The following is a 23721-nucleotide window of genomic DNA, read 5'->3' on the forward strand; positions in this document are numbered from 1 at the left end:
CCGGGGCCGTCGCCGTCCCGCCGCCTCCGGTCCTGTGCCGCGCCCCCGGCGCCGCCGTGTTCCCCTTCGTCCGTGGATTCGCGCATACCGCGACCCTAGGAACCGGGCCCCGTCCGCGGTCTCGGCCGATCGGCCCGGTCGCGGCGCCGGTCGGCTGCCTTCCCGGGCCGGGAGACGGAGGCGCCCCCTCTTTGCCCTCCGGTGGTATTCCCGCGCGCGCCGTCCGGGTAGCCGACGGGAGTCCGTCGCACGAGCACGCGAACCCGGGAGGAACCCATGGCCGACCTCAACCCCGTCGAACTCCAGAAGGCGCTCAAGGGAGCCGACTACCCCGCCAGCCGCGACGACCTTGTGTCGCTGGCGAAGGGCAACGGTGCGGGCGACGACCTGGTCCGGAAGCTGTCCAACGCCGGTACGAGCCGGTTCGAGGGCCCCGACGACGTGCAGAAGGCCCTCTTCGGCGAGTAGCGCCCCCGCCGCTCAGGCGTGGGAGAGCGCGAAGGAGACCAGGAACCCGCAGACGGTGATGACGCCGATGGCCAGATGCGTGTCCTCGAAGGCCTCGGGGATCATCGTGTCGGCGATCATGGCCAGGATGGCCCCGGCCGCCACGGCCGTCACCGTCGCCACCACGAACGCGGGCAGCCCGCCCACCACGGCGTAGCCCACCATGGCGGAGACCATGCTGGCGGCGGCGATGGCCCCCCACACGCCGAAGACGTACCCCTTGCCGCGACCCGCCCGCCGCATGCCCGCCGAGCTGGACAGCCCCTCGGGGATGTTGCTGATGAACACCGCCGCCACGGTCACCATGCTGACCGCGCCGCCCTGGGCCAGGCCGACGCCGATGACCGCCGACTCCGGAACGCCGTCCAGCAGCGCCCCCAGCGCCAGCGCGAGGCCCGACCCGGTCTGCTGGCCCTCCGAAGGCTGCTTCCTGGGCTGGCCGGACCGCTTGCGATGCCGCGCCCCCCGCCGGGCGAGTGCGATGTTGCCCACGGTGTAGGCGCCCGCGCCCGCGAGGGTGCCGACCACCGCCGGGGCCAGCCCGGCCTCCGCGTGCGCCTCGGCGATCAGCTCGAACGAGACCGCCGACAGCAGCACCCCGGCGCCGAAGGCCATCACCGAGGCGATCACCAGGCGCGGAATCCGCAGGGCGTACCCCAGCACCGCGCCCGCCAGCAGCGCCGACCCGGCCAGCAGCCCCCAGGCGCCCGCCTCCACCACTCCCGGCATTCCCAGCCCCTCCCGCTACCGGCGCGCAGCCGAACAGCACGCCTTCCCTTACGGGTGGTAGCAGGAAGGGGCGCCGGGTGCCGCGCGGCGCGCCCCGCAGGTCCGCGAACGCCCGCGCGCCAGGGGAAGACGGCACGTCCGCACCAGGGGAGCGGGCGCGAAACTGTACCGGATGTAAGGTAAATTTCGGCCCATGGGCTCACATCAGACGCACGCGACGGCCATGACGGCGACACGCCGGTGGCTGCTGCTGGTGACCGTGGCGGCCGGACTGCTGCTCGTCACCGTGGACAACACGATCCTGTACACCGCCCTGCCGACCCTGACCGCTCAACTGGGGGCGACGGGCGCGCAGAGCCTGTGGATCATCAACGCCTACCCGGTGGTCATGGCCGGTCTGCTGCTGGGCAGCGGCACGCTGGGCGACCGGATCGGCCACGTGCGCATGTTCGTGGTCGGGCTGGTGGTCTTCGGCCTGGCCTCGCTGGTCGCCGCGTTCTCCCCCACGGCCTGGGTCCTCATCGCCTCGCGCGCGCTGCTGGCGGTGGGCGCGGCGGCGATGATGCCCGCCACCCTGGCGCTGATCAGGATCGCCTTCCCCATCGAGCGCGAACGCAACATCGCCATCGCGGTCTGGGGCAGCGTCTCGGTGGTCGGCGGCGCGCTGGGGCCGATCGTGGGCGGGGTCCTGCTGGAGTTCTTCTGGTGGGGGTCGGTCTTCCTCCTCAACGTGCCCGTGGTCATCGTGGCGCTGGTGGCGACCGCGCTGATCGCGCCGCCCAACGTCCCCGACCCCGGCAAGCACTGGGACCTGGTCTCCTCGCTCCAGGCCATGGCCGGGCTGGTCGCCTCGGTGCTGGCGATCAAGGAGCTGGCGCACACGCCGCCGCGCTGGCCGCTCTTCGCCGTCGCCGTGGTCGTGGCCGTGGTGGCCTTCGTCCTGTTCACGCGCCGCCAGCGCCGCCTGGAGGACCCGCTGCTGGACTTCGCGGTCTTCCGCAACCCCGCCTTCACCTCCGGCGTGCTGGCCGCGGCGTTCTCGATGTTCGCCATCGGCGGCATCCAGCTCGTCACCACCCAGCGCTTCCAGCTGGTCGTGGGCTTCACACCGCTGGAGGCCGGTCTGCTGGTGGCCGCCGTGGCGGCGGGTTCGCTGCCGACCGCGCTGCTGGGCGGCGCGTTCCTGCACCGGACCGGCCTGCTGCCCCTGATCGCGGGAGGGCTCGCCGCGGGCGTGGCGGGTGTGGTCGTCTCGGTCCTGGGCTTCCAGACGGGCATCGGCTGGCTCGTCGCGGGTCTGCTGCTGACCGGCGCCGGGCTGGGCGCAGCGATGTCGGTGGCCTCCACGGCGATCATCGGCAACGCGCCCGCCAGCCGCGCCGGGATGGCCTCCTCGGTGGAGGAGGTCTCCTACGAGTTCGGCAACCTGACCGCGGTGGCCCTGATGGGCAGTCTGGTCACCTTCGTCTACGCGGCCGCCGTCCAGCTGCCGCCGGGCGCCCCGGACGCCGCCGGGAGGAGCCTGGCCGACGCCCTGGCCTCGGCCGGGGGCGACGACGCGGTGGTCGCCGCGGCCCACGCCGCCTTCGACACCGGCTACCTGGTGGTCATGGTCGTGGTCGCGGCGGTCCTGGCGTGCGGCGCGGCCCTCACCTGGCGGCTGCTGCGCCACCATGGTCCCGGCACGTCCTCGTCGGCGTACGCGGACCACTGACACCGGGGGAGAGCATGCGCAAGAGCAACCGGACACAGATCCTGGACGCGGCCTTCCGCGTCGTCCAGCGCGACGGCGTCAGGGCCCTGACCTACGAGTCGGTGGCGGCCGAGACGGGTCTGACCAAGGGAGGGCTGCTCTACCACTTCCCCTCGCGCGAAGCCCTGCTCCAGGCCCTGCACGAACACCTGGCCCAGGGCTGGGACGACCACCTGGCGGAGGCCGCCGGGAGGAGCGCGGACCGGGCCACGCTCCGCGAGCGCCTGGCGGCCTACGCCCGCGTGGCCGCGCACAGCTCCACGCGCGCCGAGCTGCTGCTCCTGCTGGAGACCGCGAACGAACCGGCCACGCGCGCCCCCTGGGACGAGGTGATGGGGCGCTGGACGTCCGAACCGTCCGCCGGGCCGCTGACGCCGGAGGAGATGGAGCTGTTCGTGCTGCGCCTGGCGGCGGACGGCCTGTGGCTGTACGAGTCGCTGTCCAGCGGCACGCTCCCGACCCCGCTGCGCCGACAGGTCGCCGAGCACCTGGCCCGCGCCATCGCGCCCGAGCAGGACCGGGACGCGCCGGTTCCCGGCCCGGACGCTTCGCAGGCCCCGGACGCGAACCCGGAACCGGAGACGGGCCCCGGGGCCCGCTGACCGGGCGTCCCGGGGTCCCCCGACCGGGGGTCGAGGTCTCCTGGCCGGGCGGACGCTCCCACCGGCTTCCGCCCGCCCCGCGACTTCGGGGCACACACTCGCACCGGTCGTTCGCCCCGCGGCCTCCGGGAGCGCGCCCCCCGCTCCTGAGCTTGCGCCCCACGGCTTCCGGGCGTGCGCTCCGTGCCGGGGAGCGCACGCGGGTCCGCCGCCCCTCAGGCCCCTCCGCTCACCAGGGCCTCGCCCAGCGGCGTGCGCGCGTGCATCACCCGTGTGCCCTCCCGGCGGCCCTCCACCAGCCCCGACCGCCGCAGGATCGACAGGTGGTGCGAGGCGGTGGAGACCGCCATCGCGCAGTCCCCGGCCACCTCCGACGTGGACCGGGGCCCGTCCAGGGCCAGCAGGACGCGGGCGCGCCCCGACCCGAGCAGTTCCTCCAGCGCCTGCGCGGCGGCCGTGCCCTCACGCGTCCACGACGCCGACAGCCCGTGCACCGGATAGAACAGCGTCGGCTGCACGGGCGGCTCGGTGAGCACCGAGCAGTGCGGCGCGCTCATCACGGAGGGCGTGAGCACCACGCCGCTGCCCTCACAGGCCACGTCCTCGTCGTGCCTGCGCATCCCGACCTCGATCGCGTCCCGGTGCCAGCCCACGGACTCGTGCAGCGTGCCCACCATCGCCGCCACGCCGCCCGCGCCCATGCGCCGCACCCGCAGGTCGATGTCCGCGCCCAGCAGACGCCGGATCTGCGGCCAGTGCGGGGCCAGCGCGGCCTCCCAGACCGCCGTCCAGGCGTCCGAGACCAGCGCGCGGGTGCGCTCGGGGTGGGCGAACATGTCCGCCACCAGGGCGTGGCGGCGCCCCCGCGAGCGCGCGAGCACCTTGGTCAGGTCGGCCCGGACGGCTTCGGGCGGCACCCGTCGCAGGCGCTCGGCCTCCTCCTCGGGGGTCATGTCCCAGAACGGGGCGGCCGTGAGGAAGTCGGGGAAGTAGCCCTCGCGGCCGATCACCGTGGCCAGGTACTCGAACGACCGCCTCGGCAGCGACCCCCGCACCGCGCGCAGCCAGCCCCACTGGAGCGGATGGCTTGAGGGATCGAGCAGGACCCGGACCGCGTGGCACAGCTCGTGGCCCGGTGAGACGCCGAACCGGATCGCCGAGACGTCGGCCGCCCCGATCCGGAAGCGGACCCTGTTTCGACGCACATCGAAAGTGTAGAGCGCGGCGTGCCCGCCCGGCCATGGTGGAGCCACACCGAGACGGGCACACCGAAGGGACAGCGCGATGAGGTCCGCACCGCTCCACCACCATGAACCCGCCGCTCCGGGTAGCGGAGCCGAGGCGTCCGACAGGTACTCCTCCGACGGCCCCTCGACGGCCCACGGACCCGTCGGGATCCACCCCGGGGTCGAGTCCGCGGAGAGCACGACACACGACCGGGTGGTCCCCGCCGACGAACTCCGGATGGGCGACTCGCGCACGCTGCGCTTCGAGGGCCGCACCCACGGCTCGGGGATCTCGTTCTTCCTCGTGGACAACGACCCCGGGCAGGGGCCCGGCCCGCACCGCCACCCCTACACCGAGACGTGGACCGTCCTGGAGGGCGAGGCCGCGTTCACCTTCGGCGACCGCCGGTTGGCCGCCGGGGCGGGCGACACCCTGGTCGTCCAGCCCGGGGTGTGGCACGGCTTCACCAACACCGGCACGGGAAGGCTGCGCGTGATGTGCGTACACGCCTGCGACACCATGATCCAGGAGTGGAGGGACTGACCCCGGCCGGACGGCGCGCGCCGCCGGGCCCCGTGCCCGCCGGGCCCCGTGCCCGGCGGCGCCTCAGAGCGCGGCGGCGTCGAGGCGTTCGACGTAGGCGTCCATGGAGTGGTCGCGCACGCCGTCGGCACCGGGGGAGAACGGGTCGGCCGTGTGCCCCCGGAAGGAGTCGGCCAGTCCGCCCACCAGCGACATCCGCTCCTCGTGCACGCGGCCCCGGGCGTCGATGTAGCGCATCTCGGCGACGTGGCGGTACACGGGCTCGGGCGGCACCTGGGCGACGACGTCGTTGTTGTTGACGAAGCGGAACATCCGGTCCCCGAACGCCTCGTCGTAGGCCTCGGCCAGGTCCGCGTCACAGGTGCGCGGCTGGCCGAAGGTGTGGACGCCGTCGGCCAGGACGCCGTCGGAGAAGTACACGCGCGCCGCGGCCAGCATGGCCAGCGCGCCGCCCAGGCTGTGGCCGGTGAACCACACCGTCTGGCCCCCGGTGCGGAACTCCCGTACGGCGTCGCGGATGCCGGGGTAGACCGCGTCGAGCGCCTCGTCGAACCCCCAGTGGACACTGCCCCGGCCCGCCTGGTGGGGGACCATGGGGGCTCCCGCGTCGGAGAGCCAGTCGCGGATCTCGGTGGGCTCGGTGCCGCGGAAGGCGGTGACGATCATGTCGTCGCCGGCCATGGTGTAGGCCTGGGTGTCCTGGAGGGGGAAGGGCGGTTGGAAGGGCACCTGGAAGGAGCGCACGCGGTCGAAGCCCCACCCGTGCGCGGTGGCCTCGATCTCCGCCTCGTCCTCGTAGGCCAGCCGCGCCGCGTGGGCGAGGCACCGCGCGTGCGCCAACTGGTAGCCGGTGGCGGTGTGGTCGAAGACGATCTCGGTCATGCGCGTGTCCCTCGACTCGGCAGGGTTCGTCACTGTGCGTAGCAGATCTGTCCCATGCCCGAGGTTGGCAAACACGCCGGGTTGCGGTGGTCCGGGTTTCGGGTCTCCGAAAAGGCCAGATCAGAGGGGGTTCCTGAGGGTCGGTGCTGGCCTGTGGGTGGTCGTCCCGAGAGGGGCGGCGCGTCGCCCCTCGTGGTCGCCCTGCTCCGGCGGTGCCGGTCCCGCCGACGTGTTCAGGGGGTCTCGGACTGGAGCCGGTGTTCCCTGGTTCCGTTGCCGGGGAACGGGCCCTCCGGTACGTGGTCGGCGGAAAAGCGCGGCGCGGCGGGCAGCGCGGCGGCCAGTTCGGTGAATTTCTCGCCCAGCGGGCGGATGACGTTCTTCTCCACCTGGTAGTAGTCCGTCAGAACGGCCAGGGGAACACGGCGCAGATGCCAGCTTCCGGTCAGGTTGCAGTCGATTCCGGGATCGGGGTGGAAACTGCCGGTGAGCCAGCCGTCCCGTTCCGCCTCGAAGGTGGTTTCGAGACGAAAATGGTTGAAAATGTTCTGCGCGGTGGTAAGAACCGGTTCGTCGGGGTTCTGCGGACGCGGGTCGGTGACACCGAACCAGCATTCGGGATGCGGGGAGTTGCGCACGTAGGCGTCGCCGAAACCGAGCCAGGGCCAGACGAAGGCGACCAGTCCGGCGTCGGCGATGCGGCAGTCGTCGGGGTTCGCGTCCGCGGGGACGCGCGCGGCGTCGACGTAGAAGCGGCCCAGCCAGCTGGGCAGCCACAGGTAGTAGGGGTAGGCGCTCTCGTCCGAGAGCAGATAGCTGTTGGCGTTGGAGAACAGCGCCTTTCCGGCCACCGGGCGCAGCCGGGTTCCGTATTCGGGAAGGGAGAAGCGGACGCTGAGGACCTCGAAGAAGGACCGGATGTCGCGAAAGTACTCGGAGAGTTGGTCGTGTGCGTTCGCGGTCTCCTGAAGTACCTTCGGTCGAAAGATCATGCAACTCCCCGCTTCTGAAGGAAAGATAAAAAAAGTAAGATTTGGCTCTCAGTATGTGCGCGATGGCCGTTGGTTGGCAAGGGATGGCGTTGGGTGGAAGTGTGGGTGGTGAACCTGTGATTCCAGGGAATGGAGATCCCCGTGATGAATTCCTGGAGGTCGCGGTCGTCGGTGCGGGACTCGCCGGGTGCCACGTCGCCGCACGGCTCGCGCGGGCGATGGGCGGCGGTCGGATCGGCCTCTTCGAGCGCGGCCCCAGGGTCGGCGGCAGGCTGTACTCGGTCCGACTGCCGGACGGCGACGGGCCGTGGGCGGACCTGGGCGCCATGCGGATCCACACGGGTCTGCGCCGGGTCCTGGGCCTGGTCGGGGACCTCGGGTTGTCCGGGGACCTGGTGCCCTTCGATTTCGGGCGGCCGGAGAACCTGTTGCACCTGAGGGGGACCGCGCTGCGCCGCCGGGACCTGGCCCGGACACGGGTGCCCTACCGGATGCGGCCTGCCGAACGCGGGCTGTCCCCCGACGCCCTGGCCGCCGTGGCGGCCGAGACCCTGGTCCCCGGGTTCGCCCGGGGCCGCCGCGTCCACCACGAGGCGCTGGCCCGGGGCGAGCCGCTGCGGGCGGCGCACTCCCTGGCGGACTTCCGGACGCGCTGCCGCTCGGTGCTGCCGCGCGGCCCGGGCGGCCCGCGGCTGGAGGAAACGACCTGGGCCGACGCCCTGGGCGCCGTGCTGAGCGCGGACGCGGCGGCCTTCGTCCACGACGCGGGCGGCTACGACGTGGCCGGAGGGGGCGAGGGCGCGGCAGCCCGGCTGGACCTGCTCTTTCGCACGCCTCCCGACGCCGAGTACCTGTGCCTGCGCCGCGGCATGGAGAGTCTGCCCCGGGCCCTGCACGAGCGCTTCACCCGCGCGGGCGGACGCACCCGTACCGGGCACCGGCTCCTGCGAATCGACCGGGAGGGAGGAGGCGGCTGTGAGGGGGCGGGCGGCCGCGGCGCCGCCGAACGCGGCTACCGGCTCACCTTCGGGCGCGAGGACCGGCTGGGGCGAGCGCTGCCGGGGCACGTCCGCGTCCGTGCCGACGCCGTCGTGCTGGCCCTGCCGCCGGGGCCGCTGGGTGACCTCGAACCCACCGGCCTGCCCTTCGACGGCCGGTCGGCCGCCGACCTGGAGACGGTCGAGGCCGTGCCCGCGTTCAAGCTCTTCCTCCTCTACCCGCGGCCGTGGTGGCGCGACCTCGGGCTGACCCGGGGGAGGAGCACCACCGACACCCCGCTGCGCCAGCTCTGGTACGGGAGCACCTGCCAGCCGCCCGGTACCGGCAGCGGTCAGGGCCCCGCGCCGATGCTCGCTGCCTACCCCAGCGGAGCCTCGGTGGCACGGTGGATCCGACCCGCGTCCGGCCCGGACGCACCGGCGCGGGGTCCGGCCGGGGACCGCGGGTGGGGCCCGGAGCGGGACTCCGCGTTCCCCGCGTCGCGGTACGCACCGGCGCCCTGCGCCGCCATGGTGTCCCGCGCCCACACCCTGCTCCAGCGCGTGCACGGACTCCACGCGCTCCCGCCCCCGCTGGCCGCGTGCTGGCAGGACTGGAGCCGCGATCCCCACCGGGGGGCGTGGCACACGCGCCGCCCGGGCCACGACCCGCGCGTCCTGGGACGGCGCATGGCCCAGCCCGCCGCGCGCGAGCGCGTGCACGTCGTCGGCGACTGCTGGACCCACGACCCCGGATCGGTCGAGGGCACCCTCGACAGCGCCGAGGCGGTCCTGCGCGACCACTTCGGCCTGGCCGCGCCCCACTGGTACGGCGACGCCGACACCCTCTGACCCGGACCCCACCGGTACCGGGAGGACGACACCCGCCGACCCGGGCCCGGGCGGCACACCACGACCACCGGAGGAGCCCTCGTGACCGACACCGTCCCACCGCAGCGTGCCGGGACCGACGCGACCGCCCTGGCCGCCCGCCTGGCAGCGGTCCCCGCCCTGCGCGACCGGCTCGGAGGGCGGACCGCGGACTGGCGCGTCGACGAGATCGGCGACGGCAACGTCAACTTCGTGTACCGGGTCCGCGGACCGGCGGGAACCCTGTGCGTCAAGCAGGCCCCGCCCTACGTGCGTGTGGCGGGGGACTCGTGGCCGCTGACCCCCGAACGCGCCGTCCACGAGTACCGGGCCCTGGAGGAGCACGGCCGGGCCGCCCCCGGCGCGCTGCCCGCGCCCCTGCACCTGGACCGGGCCCGACACCTGCTCGTCCTGGAGTACGTGGAGGGCCACACCGTCCTCCGCCACCGCCTGGCCGGGGGCCACCGCCACCCGGGGCTGGGGGAGCAGGTGGGCGACTACCTGGCCCGCACGCTCTTCGCCACCTCCGACCTGGCCCTGCCCGCCGCCGACAAGCGCGCGCTGGTCGCGGAGTTCGAGACCAACACCGAGATGTGCAAGATCATGGAGGACATGGTCTTCACGGAGGTCTACACCGACTTCCACCGCAACCGCTGGACCACCCCCCACCTGGACGGGGAGGTCGCGCGGATCCGCGCCGACACCCGCGTGGCCGTCGCCGCGTCCCGGCTCAAGAACCGCTATCTCACCAGCAGGGAGGCGCTGCTGCACGGCGACCTGCACACCGGCTCGGTCATGGTGGGGGAGTCCGGCAGCCGGGTCTTCGACCACGAGTTCGCGTGCTTCGGCCCCATGGGTTTCGACGTCGGCGGGTTTCTGGCGCACCTGTTCATCGCCTACTTCGCCGCGGACGGCCGCCGCGGCGCGGACGGGGACGCGTCCCCCGAGGACGTCCAGCAGGTGTGGCTGCTGGAGACCGTGGAGGAGACGTGGAACGTGTTCCGAGAGCGCTTCCTGTCCCTGTGGCGCGCGTCGGGGCGCGGTGACGCCTACCCGCCCGCGCTCTTCGGCGGTGCCGACGGGGCCGCCGCCCTGGAGGCCGAGCGCGGTGCCTACCTGGACCGTGTGTTCGGCGACTCCGTGGGTTTCTGCGGGGCGGAGCTCATGCGGCGCCTGATCGGCTTCGCCCGCCCCGACGACCTCACCGGGATCACCGACCCTGCGGCGCGCGCCGCCTGTGAGCGCGGGGCGATGCGGTTGGCGCGGTCCCTGCTGGTGGACCGCGCTGAGCACAGGACAGTGCGGGACCTGACCGACGCGGCCCGGAACCAGCGGCGGGGGTGATGCCGGGGCCGCCACCGGCCCCGGCGTCATATCCGGCATAAACGGACAAAAGTGAATCTACGCCGTAAAGGCGCTGCGTTTCCGGCAGAACCAGAGACCGGATGCCGAGATCACGAGGACAAGTAGCCGTCCACCCACCGCTCGAAGGAGTCGCCGTAGCGGTCCCGCGCGCCCTCCAGCACGGCGGCGACCTCGGCGTCCGTGGGCAGGCCGCGTCCGAAGTGCTCCCGGAGCCAGGCGCGGTACCGGACGCGCCGGGGCCCGTCCTCGTCCTGGGGCTCCCCGCGCAGGTAGGGCGGGTAGCCGTGGTCGACGCCGATCTCGGAGTCCGCGCCCAGGAGCAGGACCAGCCCGCGGGGGTTCTCGGCCACCACCGCCACGGCGCCCTCGTCGCCGAGGACGACGACGGGCAGGTCGGCGGGGTCCTCGCGGTCGTCGCGACGCCACAGGGCGTAGACGGAGCCGGAGCCGTTGGCCAGGGCGAAGGGGATGAGGCGGGACCGGAACGCCGGGTCTTCCGGCCAGCCCGCCAGCTGCTCGGGGTCGCCGTAGTCGAGCGTCTCGAAGCCGTCCGCGACGAAGTCACCGGCGGCCCGCTCCTCCAGCTCCCTGAGCAGGTTCAGTTCCGGCACGGGCGAGTAGTGGACCACGTCTCCTCCTGGGCGGTGCGGTGCGCGGGCCCGAAGAACGTACCGCGCCACCACGACACCCGGGCGGCCCTGCGGCGCGGACCGCCGGGGGAGGGCGCGCGGCCCTTCCCCCGGAGCGGACGCGGCGTGCGCTGGCCCCGTCGGACCGCGGGCCCCGCTGTCCCGCCGTGCCCACCGGACCGCGGAACCCACCGCCCCGCCGCGCCTACCGGGGCGGGGGACGGAACCCGGCGATGGGGTTCTCCAGCGTGCCGACCAGTTGCAGGCCCGCGGACGGGTCCTCCAGGTCGACCATCTGGCGGTTGTCGCGCAGTTGCAGCCGGTTCAGGCACGAGAGCGCGAAGCGTTCCGCGAACAGGTCGTCGCGCGCGAAACGGTCGGCCAGGTGGGGCGCCGACGCCTGGTAGTCGGCGACGCAGGCGGCCACGGTGCGCCAGAAGTCGGTCTCGGACAGGACGCCCTCACCGGCGAGGATGCCGTTGAGGAAGCGCAGGAAGCAGTCGAAGACGTCGGTGAACAGCGACAGCACCCGCATGTCGTCGGGCACCGCGCCCTGGACCCGCTCGACGCCGGGGGGCAGTTCGGCGTCGTCGTTCATCACCGCGATCTCCTCGGCGATGTCCTTGAGCAGGACCCGCTGGGGCACCCCGTCGCGCAGGACCAGGATGACGTTCTCCCCGTGCGGCATGAACACCAGGTCGTGGGCGTAGAAGCAGTGCAGCAGGGGGACGAGGTAGGCGTCGAGGTAGCGGCGCAGCCAGTCCGCGGGCTCCAGGCCCGACTCGGCGATGAGCTCCGCGGCGAGGGACCTCCCCCGGGCGTCGGTGTGCAGCAGCGAGGCCATCGTGGCCAGGCGCTCGCCGGACCGCAGCCGCCCCACCGGGCTCTCGCGCCACAGCGCGGCGGTCATCTTCAGGTAGGGCGACTTCTCCGTCGAAGCCTGTGCGTAGTGCGTGGTGCGGTAGCCCACCGCGGCCAGCTCGCGCAGGACCTCCACCCGCGTGGCGCGCAGGACGGGGTCGTCGGCCACGACCGAGGCGACCCAGTCGTTGATGGCGGGGGTGGCCTCCATGTACTTGGCGGACAGCCCGCGCAGGAAGCCCATGTTCAGCACCGACAGCGCCGTCTTGACGTAGTGGCGCTCGGGGGCCGAGGTGTTGAAGAAGGTCCGGATGGACTGCTGCGCGCGGTACTCGTCGGGGCCGTGGCCCAGGCACACCAGGTCGCGGCGGGCGACGTCGGCGGCGAAGGTGACCGCCAGCCGGTTCCACCACTGCCAGGGGTGGACCGGGATCAGGTGGTAGTCGGCGGGGTCCAGGCCCATGTCGGTCAGGCGCGCGTCGAAGACGGCCAGGGTCTGGGCGCCGAGTTCGCCGCGCAGCAGCTTCTCGCGGTCCAGGTCGGCCGAGCAGCTGAACGTCGTGCGCTCGCGCCGCGCGGCGACCCACACCAGCCGCACCGGGACGGCGGCCTCGGGGGCGTAGGCGCGGTACTCCGCGGCGTCGAAGCCCAGGCGTCCGTTGTTGGCGACGAAGCACGGGTGGCCCTCGGTCATCCCCGCCTCGATCTCCTGGAACCCGGCGCGAGCCAGCTCGGCGGCGCTGGGCTGGGCGCCCGACATGCGGTAGGCGCTGCTGGCCAGGGTGCTGGTGATCTCCTCCAGGTAGACGGGCAGGACGTCCTCGTCGAGCGTGAGCGTCTTGCGCAGGTCCAGGATCAGGTCGAGGGCGTCCAGGGGCAGGTGCGCGCCGTCGTGCCGCAGGTCGCGGCGGACGATGCTGCCGGCCTCGATCCGCCAGTGCTCCAGGGCCATGACGCGGGCCGCGAACCGGTACTCGACGCCCCCGTCGTCGCTGGTGACCGAGAAGAGGCCGTCGGGGCCGGGTTCGGGGGTGATCAGCCGTTCGTGGGCGAACTCGGCCAGGGCCTTGCGCACGAGCAGCCGGTTGGCGCGCTCCCAGGTCTCGGGGGCCAGGTGGGTGACCGCGTCGCGGGGGTCGGAGAGGCGGGGCTGGCGGGGGTCGGGTCCGGTGGCGGGCGTGGTCATCGGCCGATGCCTCCTGTGGTCGGGGCCGCGGCGACGGCGGCGCGGAACTGGGCGCGGGTGCAGGTGCTCAGGTGGGCTTCCTTGTCCTTGAGGGTCACGGTGGTGAGGACCCGGAAGCCCATGGCGGCGTTGAGCGCGTGGACGGCGGTGTTGCGCACGTCCGGTTCGACGACGACGCGCCGGGCGGCGGGGTCGGAGAGGACGAGTTCCATGACGGTGGTGATCACGGCGCGGGTGAAGCCGTGTACGGGTGTGTCGGTGGGCGCCACCAGGAAGTGCATGCCGGTGTCGCCGGGGAGCACGGGGTAGTGGTCGGCGAGTTCGCTGTGGCCGGGGTCGTAGCGCTCGACCAGGAACCGGGGGGTGCCGCGCCACTCGCCGACGTAGGCGTGTTCGTGCGGGGAGGCGGCCATGGCGCGGTAGCCGCGGGCGACGTCCTCCTCGGTGGCCTCGGACATGAGCCAGAAGTGGGATTTGGGGTGGGTGAGCCAGCGGTGCAGGAGGGGCGCGTCGGTGTCGGGGTCCACGGGGCGGACGCTGAACTCGCCGAGTTCGGGGTCGGTGCGGGTGAAGACGGCCGCGGCGGCCTGGTGGGGCGCTGGCCGCGTCGGTGTCCGGTCTGTCATCGGCGCGCCGCCTTCCGTGCCGGGCCGGAGGCCGGGACGGCCGCCTCCAGCGCGCCTTCCCCGGTCGCGCCGCCGCCCCGGGTGTCGGTGTCCGGTGCGTCCTGCTCGGGTGCGCCGAACTCCTGGAAGGCGATCGAGCGCTCGACGGCGTAGGGCTCGCGGCCCAGCATCGCGCGCAGGATGCAGGAGTTGCGGTAGGCGCCCATGCCCAGGTCGGGGGAGACGAAGCCGTGCGTGTGCAGTTCGGCGTTCTGCACGAAGACGGCGCCCCGGGCGAACCGCGGTCCGCGGCCGTCGTCGGGGGAGCCCTCCGCGCCGGGCGCGTCCTGTCCGGCGAGCGGCGCGTCGCGGTCGACGCGGTAGTCGCGGCGCACCGCGAAGCGTCCGGAGTCGTCCCAGGCCAGGCGGTCGGTGATGGGTTCCAGGAAGTCCGGCATCCGGTACTGGTAGCCGGTGGCGAGTACCAGGCCCTCGGTGTCGAGGGTGAAGTCGCGCCCCTGGTCGGTGTTGCGCAGGTCCAGGGTGTACGCGCCGCGCGCCGCGTCGTGGCGGGCGCCGGTGACCTCGGTACCGGTCATCAGGCGTACGGGCGGCGGGCCCAGGCGGCTCTTGACGTAGAGCAGGTCGTAGATGGCGTTGATGAGGTCGGAGTCGATCCCCTTGTACAGGTTCTTCTGCGAGGCCACGAGGCGGTCGCGGGTGGTGGCCGGGAGCGCGTGGAAGTGGTCGGCGTACTCGGGGGAGGTCATCTCCAGGGTGAGCTTGGTGTACTCCAGCGGGAAGAAGCGCGGGGAGCGGGTGACCCAGTTGAGCTGGTAGCCGTGTTCGTCCAGGTCCTGGAGCAGGTCGTGGAAGATCTCCGCGGCGCTCTGTCCGCTGCCGACGACCGTCACGCTGCGCTTGTCGCGCAGCCGCCTCCCGGCGGGCAGGTAGCCGGAGCTGTGCACGGCGTCGCCGGGCAGGTCGCGGCAGGGTTCGGGCAGGTAGGGGGGTGTGCCGGTGCCGAGCACCAGGCGCCGTGCGCGGTGGGTGTGCCGGGCGCCGGTCGCGGTCTCGGTGCTGTGCAGCAGGTAGAGGGCCTGGTCGGGGTCGTACTCCACGGACTCCACGCGCTGGCCGAAGCGGACGGCGTCGCCCAGGCGCCGGGCCGCCCAGCGGCAGTAGTCGTCGTACTCGGCGCGCAGGGGGTAGAAGCGCTCGCGGATGTAGAAGGGGTAGAGCCTGCCGGTCTCCTTGAGGTAGTTGAGGAAGGAGAAGGGGGAGGTGGGGTCGGCGAGGGTGACCAGGTCGGACATGAAGGGGGTCTGGAGTTCGGCCTCCTCCAGGAGCATGCCGGAGTGCCAGGAGAACTCGGGTTTCTCGTCGAGGAAGAGGCCGTCCAGGCCGGGGATGGGCGCGGTCAGGCAGGCCAGGCCGAGGTTGAAGGGGCCGATGCCGACGGCGGCGAAGTCGTGGACGCGGCCGGGGTCGGCGGTCGGGGCGGGCTGGCGGCTGGTGGTCAACGGGACCTCCCGGTGGTGGTCGGCAGGGCGGGGGCCGCGTGGGCCGCGGTCGGGGCCGGGCGGTCGGGGGTGTCGCGTCCGTTCACGAAGTGGTCGACGTGCGCGGCGATCAGGTCCAGTACCTCGGCGACGTCCTCCCGGGTGGCCCTGGGGTTGAGCAGGGTGAGTTTGAGGTGGGGCCTGCCGTCGACGGTGGTGCGGGCCACGAAGGCGCGGCCCGAGGCCAGCAGCGCCTCGCGTGCGTAGCGGTGGGCGGCGTCGGCGGTGTCGGGGTCGGCGCCGGGCACGGCGCAGCGGAAGACCAGGGTGCTCAGGCTGGGCCGGGTGACCACGGTGAAGCGCGGGTCGGCGTCGAGCAGGGTCCAGGCCGTGGCGGCCAGGTCCAGGACGCTGTCGAAGAGGGCGCCCACGCCGTCGGCGCCCATGACGCGCAGGGTGAGCCACAGTTTGAGGGCGTCGAAGCGGCGTGTGGTCTGAAGGCTCTTGTCGACCTGGTTGGGGGAGAGCAGGGGGGTGCTGCCGTCCGAGCGCGAGTTGAGGTAGTCGGCGTGGTAGGTGACGTGGCGCAGGACGTCGCGGTCGCGGACCACGATCGCGCTGGAGCTGACCGGTTGGAAGAAGGACTTGTGGAAGTCCACGGTGACGGAGTCGGCGCGTTCGACGCCCTCCAGCAGGTGGCGGTGGCGCGAGACCAGCAGGCCGCAGCCGTAGGCGGCGTCGACGTGCATCCACACGCCGCGCTGCTGGCACAGGTCGGCGATGCGGGGCAGGGGGTCGATGCTGCCGAAGTCGGTGGTTCCGGCGGTGGCGACGACGGCGATGGGCAGGAGCCCTTCGGCGCGGCATCGGCGCAGCTGGGCGGCGAGGGCGTCGGGGCGCATGCGGCGTCTGTCGTCGCAGGCCACGGTGATGACGGATTCGTAGCCCAGTCCGAGGAGGGCGGCCGACTTGGCGACGCTGAAGTGTCCGGCCTCGGAGGTCAGGACGCGCATCCGGGGCAGGATTTCGGCCAGGCGGGTGTCCTGGCCCTCCTCCGCCTTGGCGCGTTGGTGGGCCTCGTCGCGCGCCATGAGCAGGGCCTGGAGGTTGGACTGGCTGCCGCCGCTGGTGAAGACGCCGTCCGCGGTCTCGCCGAAGCCGACGCGTTCGCACGTCCAGTCGATGAGCCGCTGTTCGATCAGTGTGCCCCCGGCGCTCTGGTCCCAGGTGTCGAGGGAGGAGTTGACGGCGGACAGGACGGTCTCGCCGAGCAGGGCGGGCAGGACCACGGGGCAGTTGAGGTGTCCCATGTAGCGGGGGTGGTGGAAGTAGACGGCGTCGTCGAGGTAGACGCGTTCGAGTTCGTCCAGGGCCGCGGTGGGGTCGTGGAGCGGTTGGTCGAGGTCGACCTTGTCGAGCTGGGGGCGCAGGTCCTCGGCGGTGGCTCCGGTGAGCGGCCGGTCGGCTCCGGCGATGCGCCGGGCGACGCGGGCCGCGGCCTCCCCGGTCAGGTCGCGGTAGCGTTCGGCGCTCCGGGCGTCGAACAGCTGTGTCCGGGGGTCGTCGGGGTCCTGGTCGGAGGGGGGTGTGGGCTCGGGCCTGGTGCCGAGGGCACCGGCGTTCCCGTGCAGCGGGCCCGGTGCGGACCGCGCGAGGGAGCTCATGGATCATCCTCCTGGAAACGGGCATGCCGACAGCATCCGCAAAGCGGATGTGGGCGTAGGGTGAGGAACTTCGCGAACACTCTTATGTAGGGCGCCCTAACTAAGGGGAGGCTAGCCTAAGCGTTCGGGCCCGTACAGTGTGAGGAGGGTTACAGTGGCGACCGTGGTGGTCGCACGGAGTGACCGAAAGGCGCTGGCCAGGGGAAACGGACGTGACGCAGGGTGATGTGGCCTTCGTGAGAGGCGCACATCCGACACGGCGGACTTTTTTCGGGGGAGGGATGTTTACGCCTCCCGGCGCCTTCGCGGTGCTTCGGGAGGGGCCCGCGACCCGGCCCCGCGCCGGGGGAGCGGTCGGCGTCGTGCGGGACGGTGCAGTACGCCGCCGCAGGGTCGGTGTGGCCGGTTGCGGACGCGAGCCCCGGTGCGGCGCGCCCTTCTGCGATCATCGGAGCCGACCGTCCCCCTGCGCGCGGAAGCGGTGCCATGGCCCACCCCCCACACGACGGCGCACCCTCCCGAGGCGACTCCCGACCGCCCCGGGGCACGGCGGTGCGTCGGAGGCGGACGCGGCGCCTGACCAGGATCGCGGCCCCGCTCCTGGCCCTCCTGCTCGGAAGCACCTCCTGCGGCCTGGTCGGGGAGTTGACCGAGGAGCAGTGGGAGGTCGCCGTCACCGTGGGCGCGCTCTCGCCCGGCCCTCTCGCGCCCCGTGAGGACCACAGCCTGGTCTGGTCCGGCAGCGAGGTCCTGGTCTGGGGCGGTCATGCCGACGGGCAGTTCGACTCCTTCTCCGACGGTGCCGCCTACTCTCCCGGGAACGACACCTGGCGTCCCCTGGCCGACAGCGGGCTGGAGCCCAGGTCTGGCCACAGCGCGGTCATGGTCGAGGGACGGATGCTGGTCTGGGGCGGGTTCACCCCGACCTTCGAAGACGAGCGGGACGGGCACATGGCCAGGGACGGGGCCTTCTACGACCCCGAGCGCGACGTCTGGGAGCCGATCGCCCCGGCTCCCGAAAGCAGGTCCCTGGCGCGCGGGGTGGTCGCCGACGGTCACGTCGTCTTCGGCGGCGGGTACGGCGAGCAGGGTGACGGGGAGGGCGGCGAGGAGGGCTTCCTGGTGTACTCGCCGGAGGAGGACGCGTGGCACACCGCTCCTCTGCGCCGCGACGCCGAGCACTCCACCGTCTACGACCTGGTGGCCCTGGACGGCACCGTGGTGGCCGTCGGCGGCTCCCGCGAGGGGATGTTCCTGGCGACGCTGCACGTCGGCGGAGAGACCGCGTCCGTCCAGGACTTCTCCGGCCTCACCGACGCCGAGGAGGACAACCTCCATGTCGGGCTGGCGGTCTCGTCCGAGGGCCGCGCTCTCCTGGCGCTGAGGGGCGGTGAGAGCGTCAGCCTGTACGAGTTCGGGCCGACCGGTGCGGAGCTGGTGGACGAGGTGAATCGCGCCGACTTCGGCCCTCCGGTGCCGGAGTTCGCCCTCGGCACGGGGGAGATGGGCCTCGTGGAGGGGCTGGGACTCCTGGCGACCGGAACCGGCGAGATCAGCCTGTGGGACGTCGGGGCCGGGAGGGCCCGCCGCTTCCAGACCGAGGCGCTGTCGGGGCACTGCGGCCCCCTCGTGCCCGTTGCCGAGGACGCGTTGGTCGGCTGGGGCGGTCTGGGCTGTGAGCCAGCCGGTGTCCGGGTCGACGTCTCCGTGCCCGAACCGGGGGAGCCGTCGGCTTCGTGACCGGGCGGCCGGGCGGCTTGGCGGATGCGGATGAGCGCGGCCGCGCCGGTCAGGCGGACGCGCCCTTGCCGGTGGCCATGACGGCCGTGCGGACCGCGTTGCGCAGTCCGGGGGCGGCGGCGTCGAAGCGTTCCTGGACCGCCCTGACCGCGGGCCGGTGCCGCCAGCGCTCGTTGGGGGCGAACACGGTCCACACGTCGCCCTCGGTCGCGATCGCGACCAGGGCCGCGTCCTGGAGGGGCACCGCCGCCGCGTCGCCGCCGCCCAGGACCGCCTCGCGCGTGCGCTCGCGCAGCCGGTCCACCTCCTCGGGGCGGTCGAGGGTGACCGTGCGGGTGGGGAAGACCCCCAGCGTCCGGCCGCGCCTGACCGTGACCGACCCGTTCGCGACGAGCCCCTCGCGCACCATCTCCTCGGCCCTGCCCATCCGGGGGTAGAGGAGGTTGATCCAGTGGTGCGGCGCGTTGGGGGACAGGTCGGACAGGACCCGGGCCAGGAACGGGTCCCGGGGCGCCCGGGCGATGGCGCGCGTCACCTTGCCGTCGCGGGGGCGCAGCAGCCCGCCCAGGGTCAGGTCGGCCAGCGCCGCGGCGCACAGCAGCTGGCCGCGGTAGCCGGCGCTGACGGGGTCGAACCGGTTCTTGCCGGTGTCGTAGCTGAGCAGGTAGAGCCGCTGCGGCAGCGTCAGGTCCATGTCGTTCTCCTCTCGAAGGCGTCCCGGCGGGGCGCCCGCCCGCGGCGGGCGCCCTCGCGGGCCCGGTCGGTGCCTGTCGCGGAAGTACCCCGCCCGCGTGTGCGGGCGGCCCGCGCCGGGGCCCTCACCTGCGCGGTTCCCAGCGGAAGATCCGGGTGGCCGCCGCGACGGCGACGACGACCCAGGCCAGCGTGGGCGCCAGCAGGAACAGGGAGTCGGCGACCGGGACGCCGCCGCTCCAGGCGTTGACGACCAGCTCCGAGGCCGAGCCGCCAGGCAGCAGCCGCTTGAGCAGGGTCAGCTCCTCGGTGCCGGTGAACCCCACCCACCCGGAGACGGCCAGGACGCCGATCATGATGGGCAGCGTGGTCACCTGGGCGTGGTCGGGGGAGTTGGTCAGCCCGGCCGTGGCCAGCCCCAGGCCCGCCATCATGACCATCGTCGCGAGGACGGCCGCCACCAGCAGGAGCAGGTTGTCCGGGGCGCCGCCGACCACGGCCAGCACGGCCAGGATCACGGCCACCTGGACCAGCGTGACCGCGGTGACCGGGAGCAGCAGCCCGGTGAGGATGCTGGCGTCGCCCGAGGCCGTGGAGCGCAGCCGCTTGAGGAAGAGGTTCTGCCGCCGGGAGGCGAGCGTGGTGACCGAGGTGGTGTAGAGCCCCATGGTGACCACGAGGAACACCAGGATCGAGGCGATGGCGCCCAGGTCCACGGCCTCGCGCAGCGCGGGGAAGGTCTGGTGCATGTAGATGTAGAACGCGCTGGAGGCCGCCGGGACGATGAGCATGGTGACCAGAACCAGCCGGTTCCGGAAGATCTGGATCAGCTCGCTCTGAGCGATCGGGAGCATGGTGCGGGTCCTTTTCCTGGAAGGTGCGGGGGAGTCGGGGCGGTGGACGCCGTCCGCCGCGCGGCGGGGCGCGGGTCCCCGGGGACACGGGTCCCGGGAGAACGGCCTAGTCGTCGCCGATGGAGCGGAAGACGTCGTCGAGCCGGGTCGGCCCGGCCTCCAGCCCCCGCAGTTCGACCGCGTTGTCCTGCGCCCAGCCGAGCAGGGTGTACAGGTCCTTCTGCAGACCGAGGGTCTCGACGAGGAACGCCCCGTCGCCCTGGCGCGCGGCCTGGACCGGCGGCGTCGGAGCGGTGTCGGGCAGGGAGAAGCGGATCGTGGCCGGAAGGGTCTGCGTCAGCTCGGCCACGGTCCCCTCCCGGTGGAGGGACCCCTTGTGCATCAGTCCGATGCGGTCGGCGCGCTGCTGGGCCTCCTCCAGGTAGTGCGTGGTCAGCACGATGGTCGAGCCGTCCTCGCGCAGCCTGTCCACGGCCTCCCACAGCCCGTCCCGGGACTGGATGTCCAGTCCGGTGGTGGGCTCGTCCAGGAAGATCAGCTCCGGCGACCCGTACGCGGCGGTGGCGAAGTCCAGCCGCCGCTTCTCGCCGCCCGAGAGCTGGGACACCTTGGTGCCGGCCTTGGCGGTGAGGCCGACCATGCCGAGCACGCGTTCGACCGTGTCCGTGCGCCGGGTGAGCCCGCCGACCAGCCGGACCGACTCCTTCACCGTCAGGTCCGGGGAGAACCCGCTCTCCTGGAGCATGATGCCCACCCGGGGCCGCACGGCGCGCCGGTCGCGCGGGTCCTGGCCGAAGACCCGTACGGTGCCCGAGGTGGCGGTGCGGTGGCCCTCGACGGTCTCCAGGGTCGAGGTCTTGCCCGCGCCGTTCGTGCCGAGCAGCGCGTAGAGCTCCCCGCGTCCCACCTGGAGGGACAGGTCCCTCACGGCGTGGAAGTCCCCGTACTTGAGGTTGAGCCGTTCGACGTCGATGACTGCTGTGGAGGTCATGTGTCCATTGCAGCGCCCGCCGCGCTCCGGGGGCAGTGGGACCACGTCACCACCCGGCCGTGACGTTTGTCGGGGCGAGCCCATGACGCGGTGTCACTGGTGGGCGCGGCGCGATCGGCGGAATACTGGGGCGGACCCCTGCCCTCGAACCCGGAGAGCCGCACATGGACACCCGGCCCCCGTCCACGGCCGCCCCGGCCCTCCTTCCGCCGTCCCGCCCGACCGGGACGCCGGTCCGGGACGACCCGTCGGCGTCCCATGGTTGCGCCGCCGTGGCCGTTCCGCGCGAGCGCGTGGCCGACAGCGGCGGCGAACTCACCGTCCACCACGACCACGGCCGGTCCACCACCGCCGCGCGGTTCCCGCGCCCGGCCCCGGCACAGCGCACGACAACGCGGAAGGACAACCCATGACCACCGTGGTACTCGCCGACGACGAGGCCCTCCTGCGCAAGGCGATGGCCGCCCTGCTCCCGCTGGAGGGCGAGATCACCGTGCTCGCCGAGGCGGAGGACGGGGAGGAGGCCGTGCGGGCCGTGCTGGACCACCGGCCCGACGTGCTCGTCATCGACCTGGAGATGCCCAACGTGGACGGGCTCGGCGCCGTCGAGCGGATCCGCCGTGAACTGCCGGACCAGGTGATCCTCATGCTCACCCGCCACGCCAGGCCCGGCGTGCTCCGCAAGGCGCTCAAGCTCCGGGTGCAGGGGTTCGTCAGCAAGTCCGCGGAACCGGCGCACATCGCCTCGGTCATCGCCAACCTGCACCAGGGCAAGCGGTGGATCGACCCGGACGTCTCCGCGCTCGCCGTCATCGACGACTGCCCGCTCACCGACCGCGAGGTCGACGTGCTGCGGGCGACCAGCGAGGGCTACTCGGTCGCCGACATCGCCGCCCAGCTCCACCTGGCGGAGGGCACGGTGCGCAACTACCTCTCCAACGCGATGCAGAAGACCCAGACGCGGACCCGGCACGAGGCGGCGCGGTACGCGCGCGAGCACGACTGGCTGTGAGCCTTCGGCGTCGCCCGCGCGGGCGCCCGCGCAGGCGCCGCCGGAGGCTGGAGGGACCGATCCGCGGCGCCGTCCTTCGACGCGCCCGGGCCGGTCCGGGGCCGGGGCCGTTCCGCGTGCTCCCTGGGAGGCCGCCTCCTGCCTTCCGGACGGCCGCTTCCGTTTCCTGTCGCCCCGTGCGAGGCCGCGGGGACCCCTGTGAGGCAGGGGAGGGCAGCCCGGGCGGCCGTGCTGCCGTGACACATCGGTGACCTCGTGTTTCGCGTTCCACCAGTGACACCACGTCATGGTCGGTCGCAGCGCGACGTCACGGCGAAGTGGTGACGCCGTCGCACTGCCCGAGGAGCGCGCGAGCCGGTGGAATAGGGGACATGAGCTTCACACCGGCCACCGCCGGCAGGCACCCGGAGCGAACGCGGAGCACCCTGTCGCCCCTTCCCCGCACGGGGGCGGCCCGGATGCGATCGCGACCGCGACGGGGCGTCGACCCGGCACCGGAGCCGGACCCGGACGTGAAAGAGAGGGACGACATGGCACGCAGCGACACGACCGCCGCCCGGAACCTCCTCGACTCCCCCGAGCACACCGACCCGACGACCTCCCCGGACGGAGTGACCGTGACCGAGCACCTCCCCGCCCAGCCCCAGCCGTCCCCCAGCCCCGCCGTGCCCGAACAGCCCGTCGACGCCAGGCAGGCGGCGATGGACGCGGCGGGCGGCCCGTGGGGCATGGTCCTCTCGGCGATCCCGGCCCTGGTCTTCGCGGGGGCCGTCGCCTTCGTCCCGCTGCCGGTCGCCGTCGGGATCGCGATCGCCCTGGCCGTGGTGATCGCCGTGGTGCAGCTCTGGCGCGGCAAGCCCTTCAGCTCCGTGTACGGCGGGGTGCTCGGCGTCCTGATCGCCGGAGGCGTCGTCACCTGGACCGGGTCGGCCAACGACTTCTTCGTGATCGGAATCTGGGCCGCCCTGGTGCTGGGCGTGGTCGCGCTCGCCACGACCCTCATGAACCGGCCGGCGACCGGCGTCATCTGGAACGCCGTGCACGGCGGCACCCACGCCTGGCGTGAGGACCGGCCCACGCTGGTCGCGCACCACGTCGCCACGTTCGCGGTGCTGGTCATGTGCGTTCTGCGCTTCGTGGTGCAGGGATGGCTCTACCTGGCCGACTCCACCGGCTGGCTCGCGGTCGCCGACACCGTGATGGGCTTCCCGCTGACGGCGCTGGTCGCCGTGGTGGTCATCTGGGCGTTCCGCCGTTCCACCAAGCGCCTGATCAAGTCCTCCGGCTCCGAGGCCGCCGGGCGGAGCTGACCGGCCCCACCGGCCTCCGGGCCGCCCGTCCGCAACACAACCCCGACACCCCGCCGCCGCGCCGCCCCACCGCCGCGCCTGGCGGGGCCCTTCCCTTCCCTGGGGGGAGCACATTCCCCTGGGGTACGCGCACCTTCGGCGCCGGGGGCTTTCCCTTTCGTGGGAAATACCGCCCGTGAGTGGAGAATTCGGGCATTCGATGGAGGACGTGCACACACGGTGTGGAT

Annotated in this window: 21 protein-coding genes; 9 read left to right on the forward strand and 12 right to left on the reverse strand. The window is 73.3% G+C overall.

Features of this window, described 5'->3' with window-relative positions:
• Window positions 1–276: 276 nt before the first annotated feature.
• On the forward strand, window positions 277–468 hold the full coding sequence (locus tag EV372_RS19665) for a DUF2795 domain-containing protein (RefSeq protein ID WP_130397177.1): 192 nt from the start codon (window positions 277–279) through the stop codon (window positions 466–468).
• A gap of 12 nt (window positions 469–480) precedes the next feature.
• On the opposite strand, the gene EV372_RS19670 is transcribed toward EV372_RS19665, so the two are convergent.
• The gene (locus tag EV372_RS19670) at window positions 481–1236 is read right to left on the reverse strand and encodes a ZIP family transporter (RefSeq protein ID WP_130397178.1); all 756 of its coding nucleotides are present in this window, start codon (window positions 1234–1236) and stop codon (window positions 481–483) included.
• Window positions 1237–1459: 223 nt separating this feature from the next.
• Between EV372_RS19670 and EV372_RS19675 the strand changes: the two genes are divergently transcribed.
• Together EV372_RS19675 and EV372_RS19680 are read left to right on the forward strand one after the other, a co-directional pair.
• Entirely contained in the window at window positions 1460–2950 is a 1491-nt protein-coding gene (locus EV372_RS19675; RefSeq protein ID WP_130399007.1) for an MFS transporter, read from the forward strand.
• Window positions 2951–2964: 14 nt separating this feature from the next.
• Window positions 2965–3591 carry a TetR/AcrR family transcriptional regulator gene (locus EV372_RS19680; RefSeq protein ID WP_130397179.1) on the forward strand — a complete coding sequence of 209 codons (627 nt, stop codon included), beginning with the start codon at window positions 2965–2967 and terminating at the stop codon, window positions 3589–3591.
• Between the two features lie 215 nt (window positions 3592–3806).
• On the opposite strand, the gene EV372_RS19685 is transcribed toward EV372_RS19680, so the two are convergent.
• Entirely contained in the window at window positions 3807–4796 is a 990-nt protein-coding gene (locus EV372_RS19685) for an ArsR/SmtB family transcription factor (protein WP_130397180.1), read from the reverse strand.
• A 79-nt stretch (window positions 4797–4875) separates the two neighbouring features.
• Here EV372_RS19685 and EV372_RS29475 point away from each other — a divergent pair, with 79 nt between their 5' ends.
• Window positions 4876–5361, forward strand: a complete 486-nt coding sequence (locus EV372_RS29475; protein ID WP_253797219.1) for a cupin domain-containing protein — start codon at window positions 4876–4878, stop codon at window positions 5359–5361.
• A 63-nt stretch (window positions 5362–5424) separates the two neighbouring features.
• On the opposite strand, the gene EV372_RS19695 is transcribed toward EV372_RS29475, so the two are convergent.
• Window positions 5425–6243 (reverse strand): lipase family protein, encoded by an 819-nt coding sequence (locus tag EV372_RS19695; protein WP_130397181.1) that lies wholly within the window; start codon window positions 6241–6243, stop codon window positions 5425–5427.
• Window positions 6244–6476: 233 nt separating this feature from the next.
• A complete protein-coding gene (locus EV372_RS19700; RefSeq protein WP_130397182.1) occupies window positions 6477–7235 on the reverse strand; it encodes a hypothetical protein in 759 nt (252 codons plus the stop codon).
• Window positions 7236–7351: 116 nt separating this feature from the next.
• Here EV372_RS19700 and EV372_RS19705 point away from each other — a divergent pair, with 116 nt between their 5' ends.
• Window positions 7352–9064, forward strand: a complete 1713-nt coding sequence (locus EV372_RS19705; protein ID WP_165436006.1) for an FAD-dependent oxidoreductase — start codon at window positions 7352–7354, stop codon at window positions 9062–9064.
• Between the two features lie 81 nt (window positions 9065–9145).
• Window positions 9146–10426, forward strand: coding sequence for an S-methyl-5-thioribose kinase (mtnK, locus tag EV372_RS19710; RefSeq protein ID WP_130397184.1), 1281 nt, complete (start codon window positions 9146–9148; stop codon window positions 10424–10426).
• 110 nt (window positions 10427–10536) lie between these two features.
• Here the strand turns inward: mtnK and EV372_RS19715 are convergent, their stop codons facing one another.
• The 5 genes from EV372_RS19715 to EV372_RS19735 all read right to left on the reverse strand — a co-directional run bounded on the left by EV372_RS19715 (window position 10537) and on the right by EV372_RS19735 (window position 16894).
• Window positions 10537–11076, reverse strand: a complete 540-nt coding sequence (locus tag EV372_RS19715) for a hypothetical protein (RefSeq protein WP_130397185.1) — start codon at window positions 11074–11076, stop codon at window positions 10537–10539.
• A 205-nt stretch (window positions 11077–11281) separates the two neighbouring features.
• Window positions 11282–13123: an IucA/IucC family protein gene (locus EV372_RS19720; RefSeq protein WP_130397186.1), complete on the reverse strand. Its 1842-nt coding sequence runs from the start codon at window positions 13121–13123 to the stop codon at window positions 11282–11284.
• Window positions 13120–13749, reverse strand: a complete 630-nt coding sequence (locus tag EV372_RS19725) for a GNAT family N-acetyltransferase (protein WP_130397187.1) — start codon at window positions 13747–13749, stop codon at window positions 13120–13122. Before EV372_RS19725 ends, EV372_RS19720 begins: the two co-directional genes overlap by 4 nt.
• Window positions 13746–15251 (reverse strand): lysine N(6)-hydroxylase/L-ornithine N(5)-oxygenase family protein, encoded by a 1506-nt coding sequence (locus EV372_RS19730; protein ID WP_130397188.1) that lies wholly within the window; start codon window positions 15249–15251, stop codon window positions 13746–13748. Before EV372_RS19730 ends, EV372_RS19725 begins: the two co-directional genes overlap by 4 nt.
• Window positions 15248–16894 carry a pyridoxal phosphate-dependent decarboxylase family protein gene (locus EV372_RS19735; protein ID WP_130397189.1) on the reverse strand — a complete coding sequence of 549 codons (1647 nt, stop codon included), beginning with the start codon at window positions 16892–16894 and terminating at the stop codon, window positions 15248–15250. The genes EV372_RS19730 and EV372_RS19735 overlap by 4 nt, the downstream gene beginning before the upstream one ends.
• 486 nt (window positions 16895–17380) lie before the next feature.
• On the opposite strand from EV372_RS19735, the gene EV372_RS19740 reads away from it, so the two are divergent.
• Window positions 17381–18634 carry a Kelch repeat-containing protein gene (locus EV372_RS19740; protein WP_130397190.1) on the forward strand — a complete coding sequence of 418 codons (1254 nt, stop codon included), beginning with the start codon at window positions 17381–17383 and terminating at the stop codon, window positions 18632–18634.
• 49 nt (window positions 18635–18683) lie between these two features.
• Here EV372_RS19740 and EV372_RS19745 read toward each other — a convergent pair whose 3' ends face one another.
• The 3 genes from EV372_RS19745 to EV372_RS19755 all read right to left on the reverse strand — a co-directional run bounded on the left by EV372_RS19745 (window position 18684) and on the right by EV372_RS19755 (window position 21172).
• On the reverse strand, window positions 18684–19328 hold the full coding sequence (locus EV372_RS19745; protein ID WP_130397191.1) for a GOLPH3/VPS74 family protein: 645 nt from the start codon (window positions 19326–19328) through the stop codon (window positions 18684–18686).
• Between the two features lie 124 nt (window positions 19329–19452).
• Window positions 19453–20181, reverse strand: coding sequence for an ABC transporter permease (locus EV372_RS19750; protein WP_130397192.1), 729 nt, complete (start codon window positions 20179–20181; stop codon window positions 19453–19455).
• 106 nt (window positions 20182–20287) lie between these two features.
• Window positions 20288–21172 carry an ABC transporter ATP-binding protein gene (locus tag EV372_RS19755; protein ID WP_130397193.1) on the reverse strand — a complete coding sequence of 295 codons (885 nt, stop codon included), beginning with the start codon at window positions 21170–21172 and terminating at the stop codon, window positions 20288–20290.
• A 409-nt stretch (window positions 21173–21581) separates the two neighbouring features.
• On the opposite strand from EV372_RS19755, the gene EV372_RS19765 reads away from it, so the two are divergent.
• Window positions 21582–22184: a response regulator transcription factor gene (locus EV372_RS19765; protein WP_130397195.1), complete on the forward strand. Its 603-nt coding sequence runs from the start codon at window positions 21582–21584 to the stop codon at window positions 22182–22184.
• Window positions 22185–22714: 530 nt separating this feature from the next.
• A complete protein-coding gene (locus EV372_RS19770) occupies window positions 22715–23494 on the forward strand; it encodes a DUF3159 domain-containing protein (RefSeq protein WP_130397196.1) in 780 nt (259 codons plus the stop codon).
• Window positions 23495–23721 lie beyond the last annotated feature (227 nt).

The sequence above is a fragment of the Nocardiopsis sp. CNZ308 genome, from assembly GCF_004217075.1.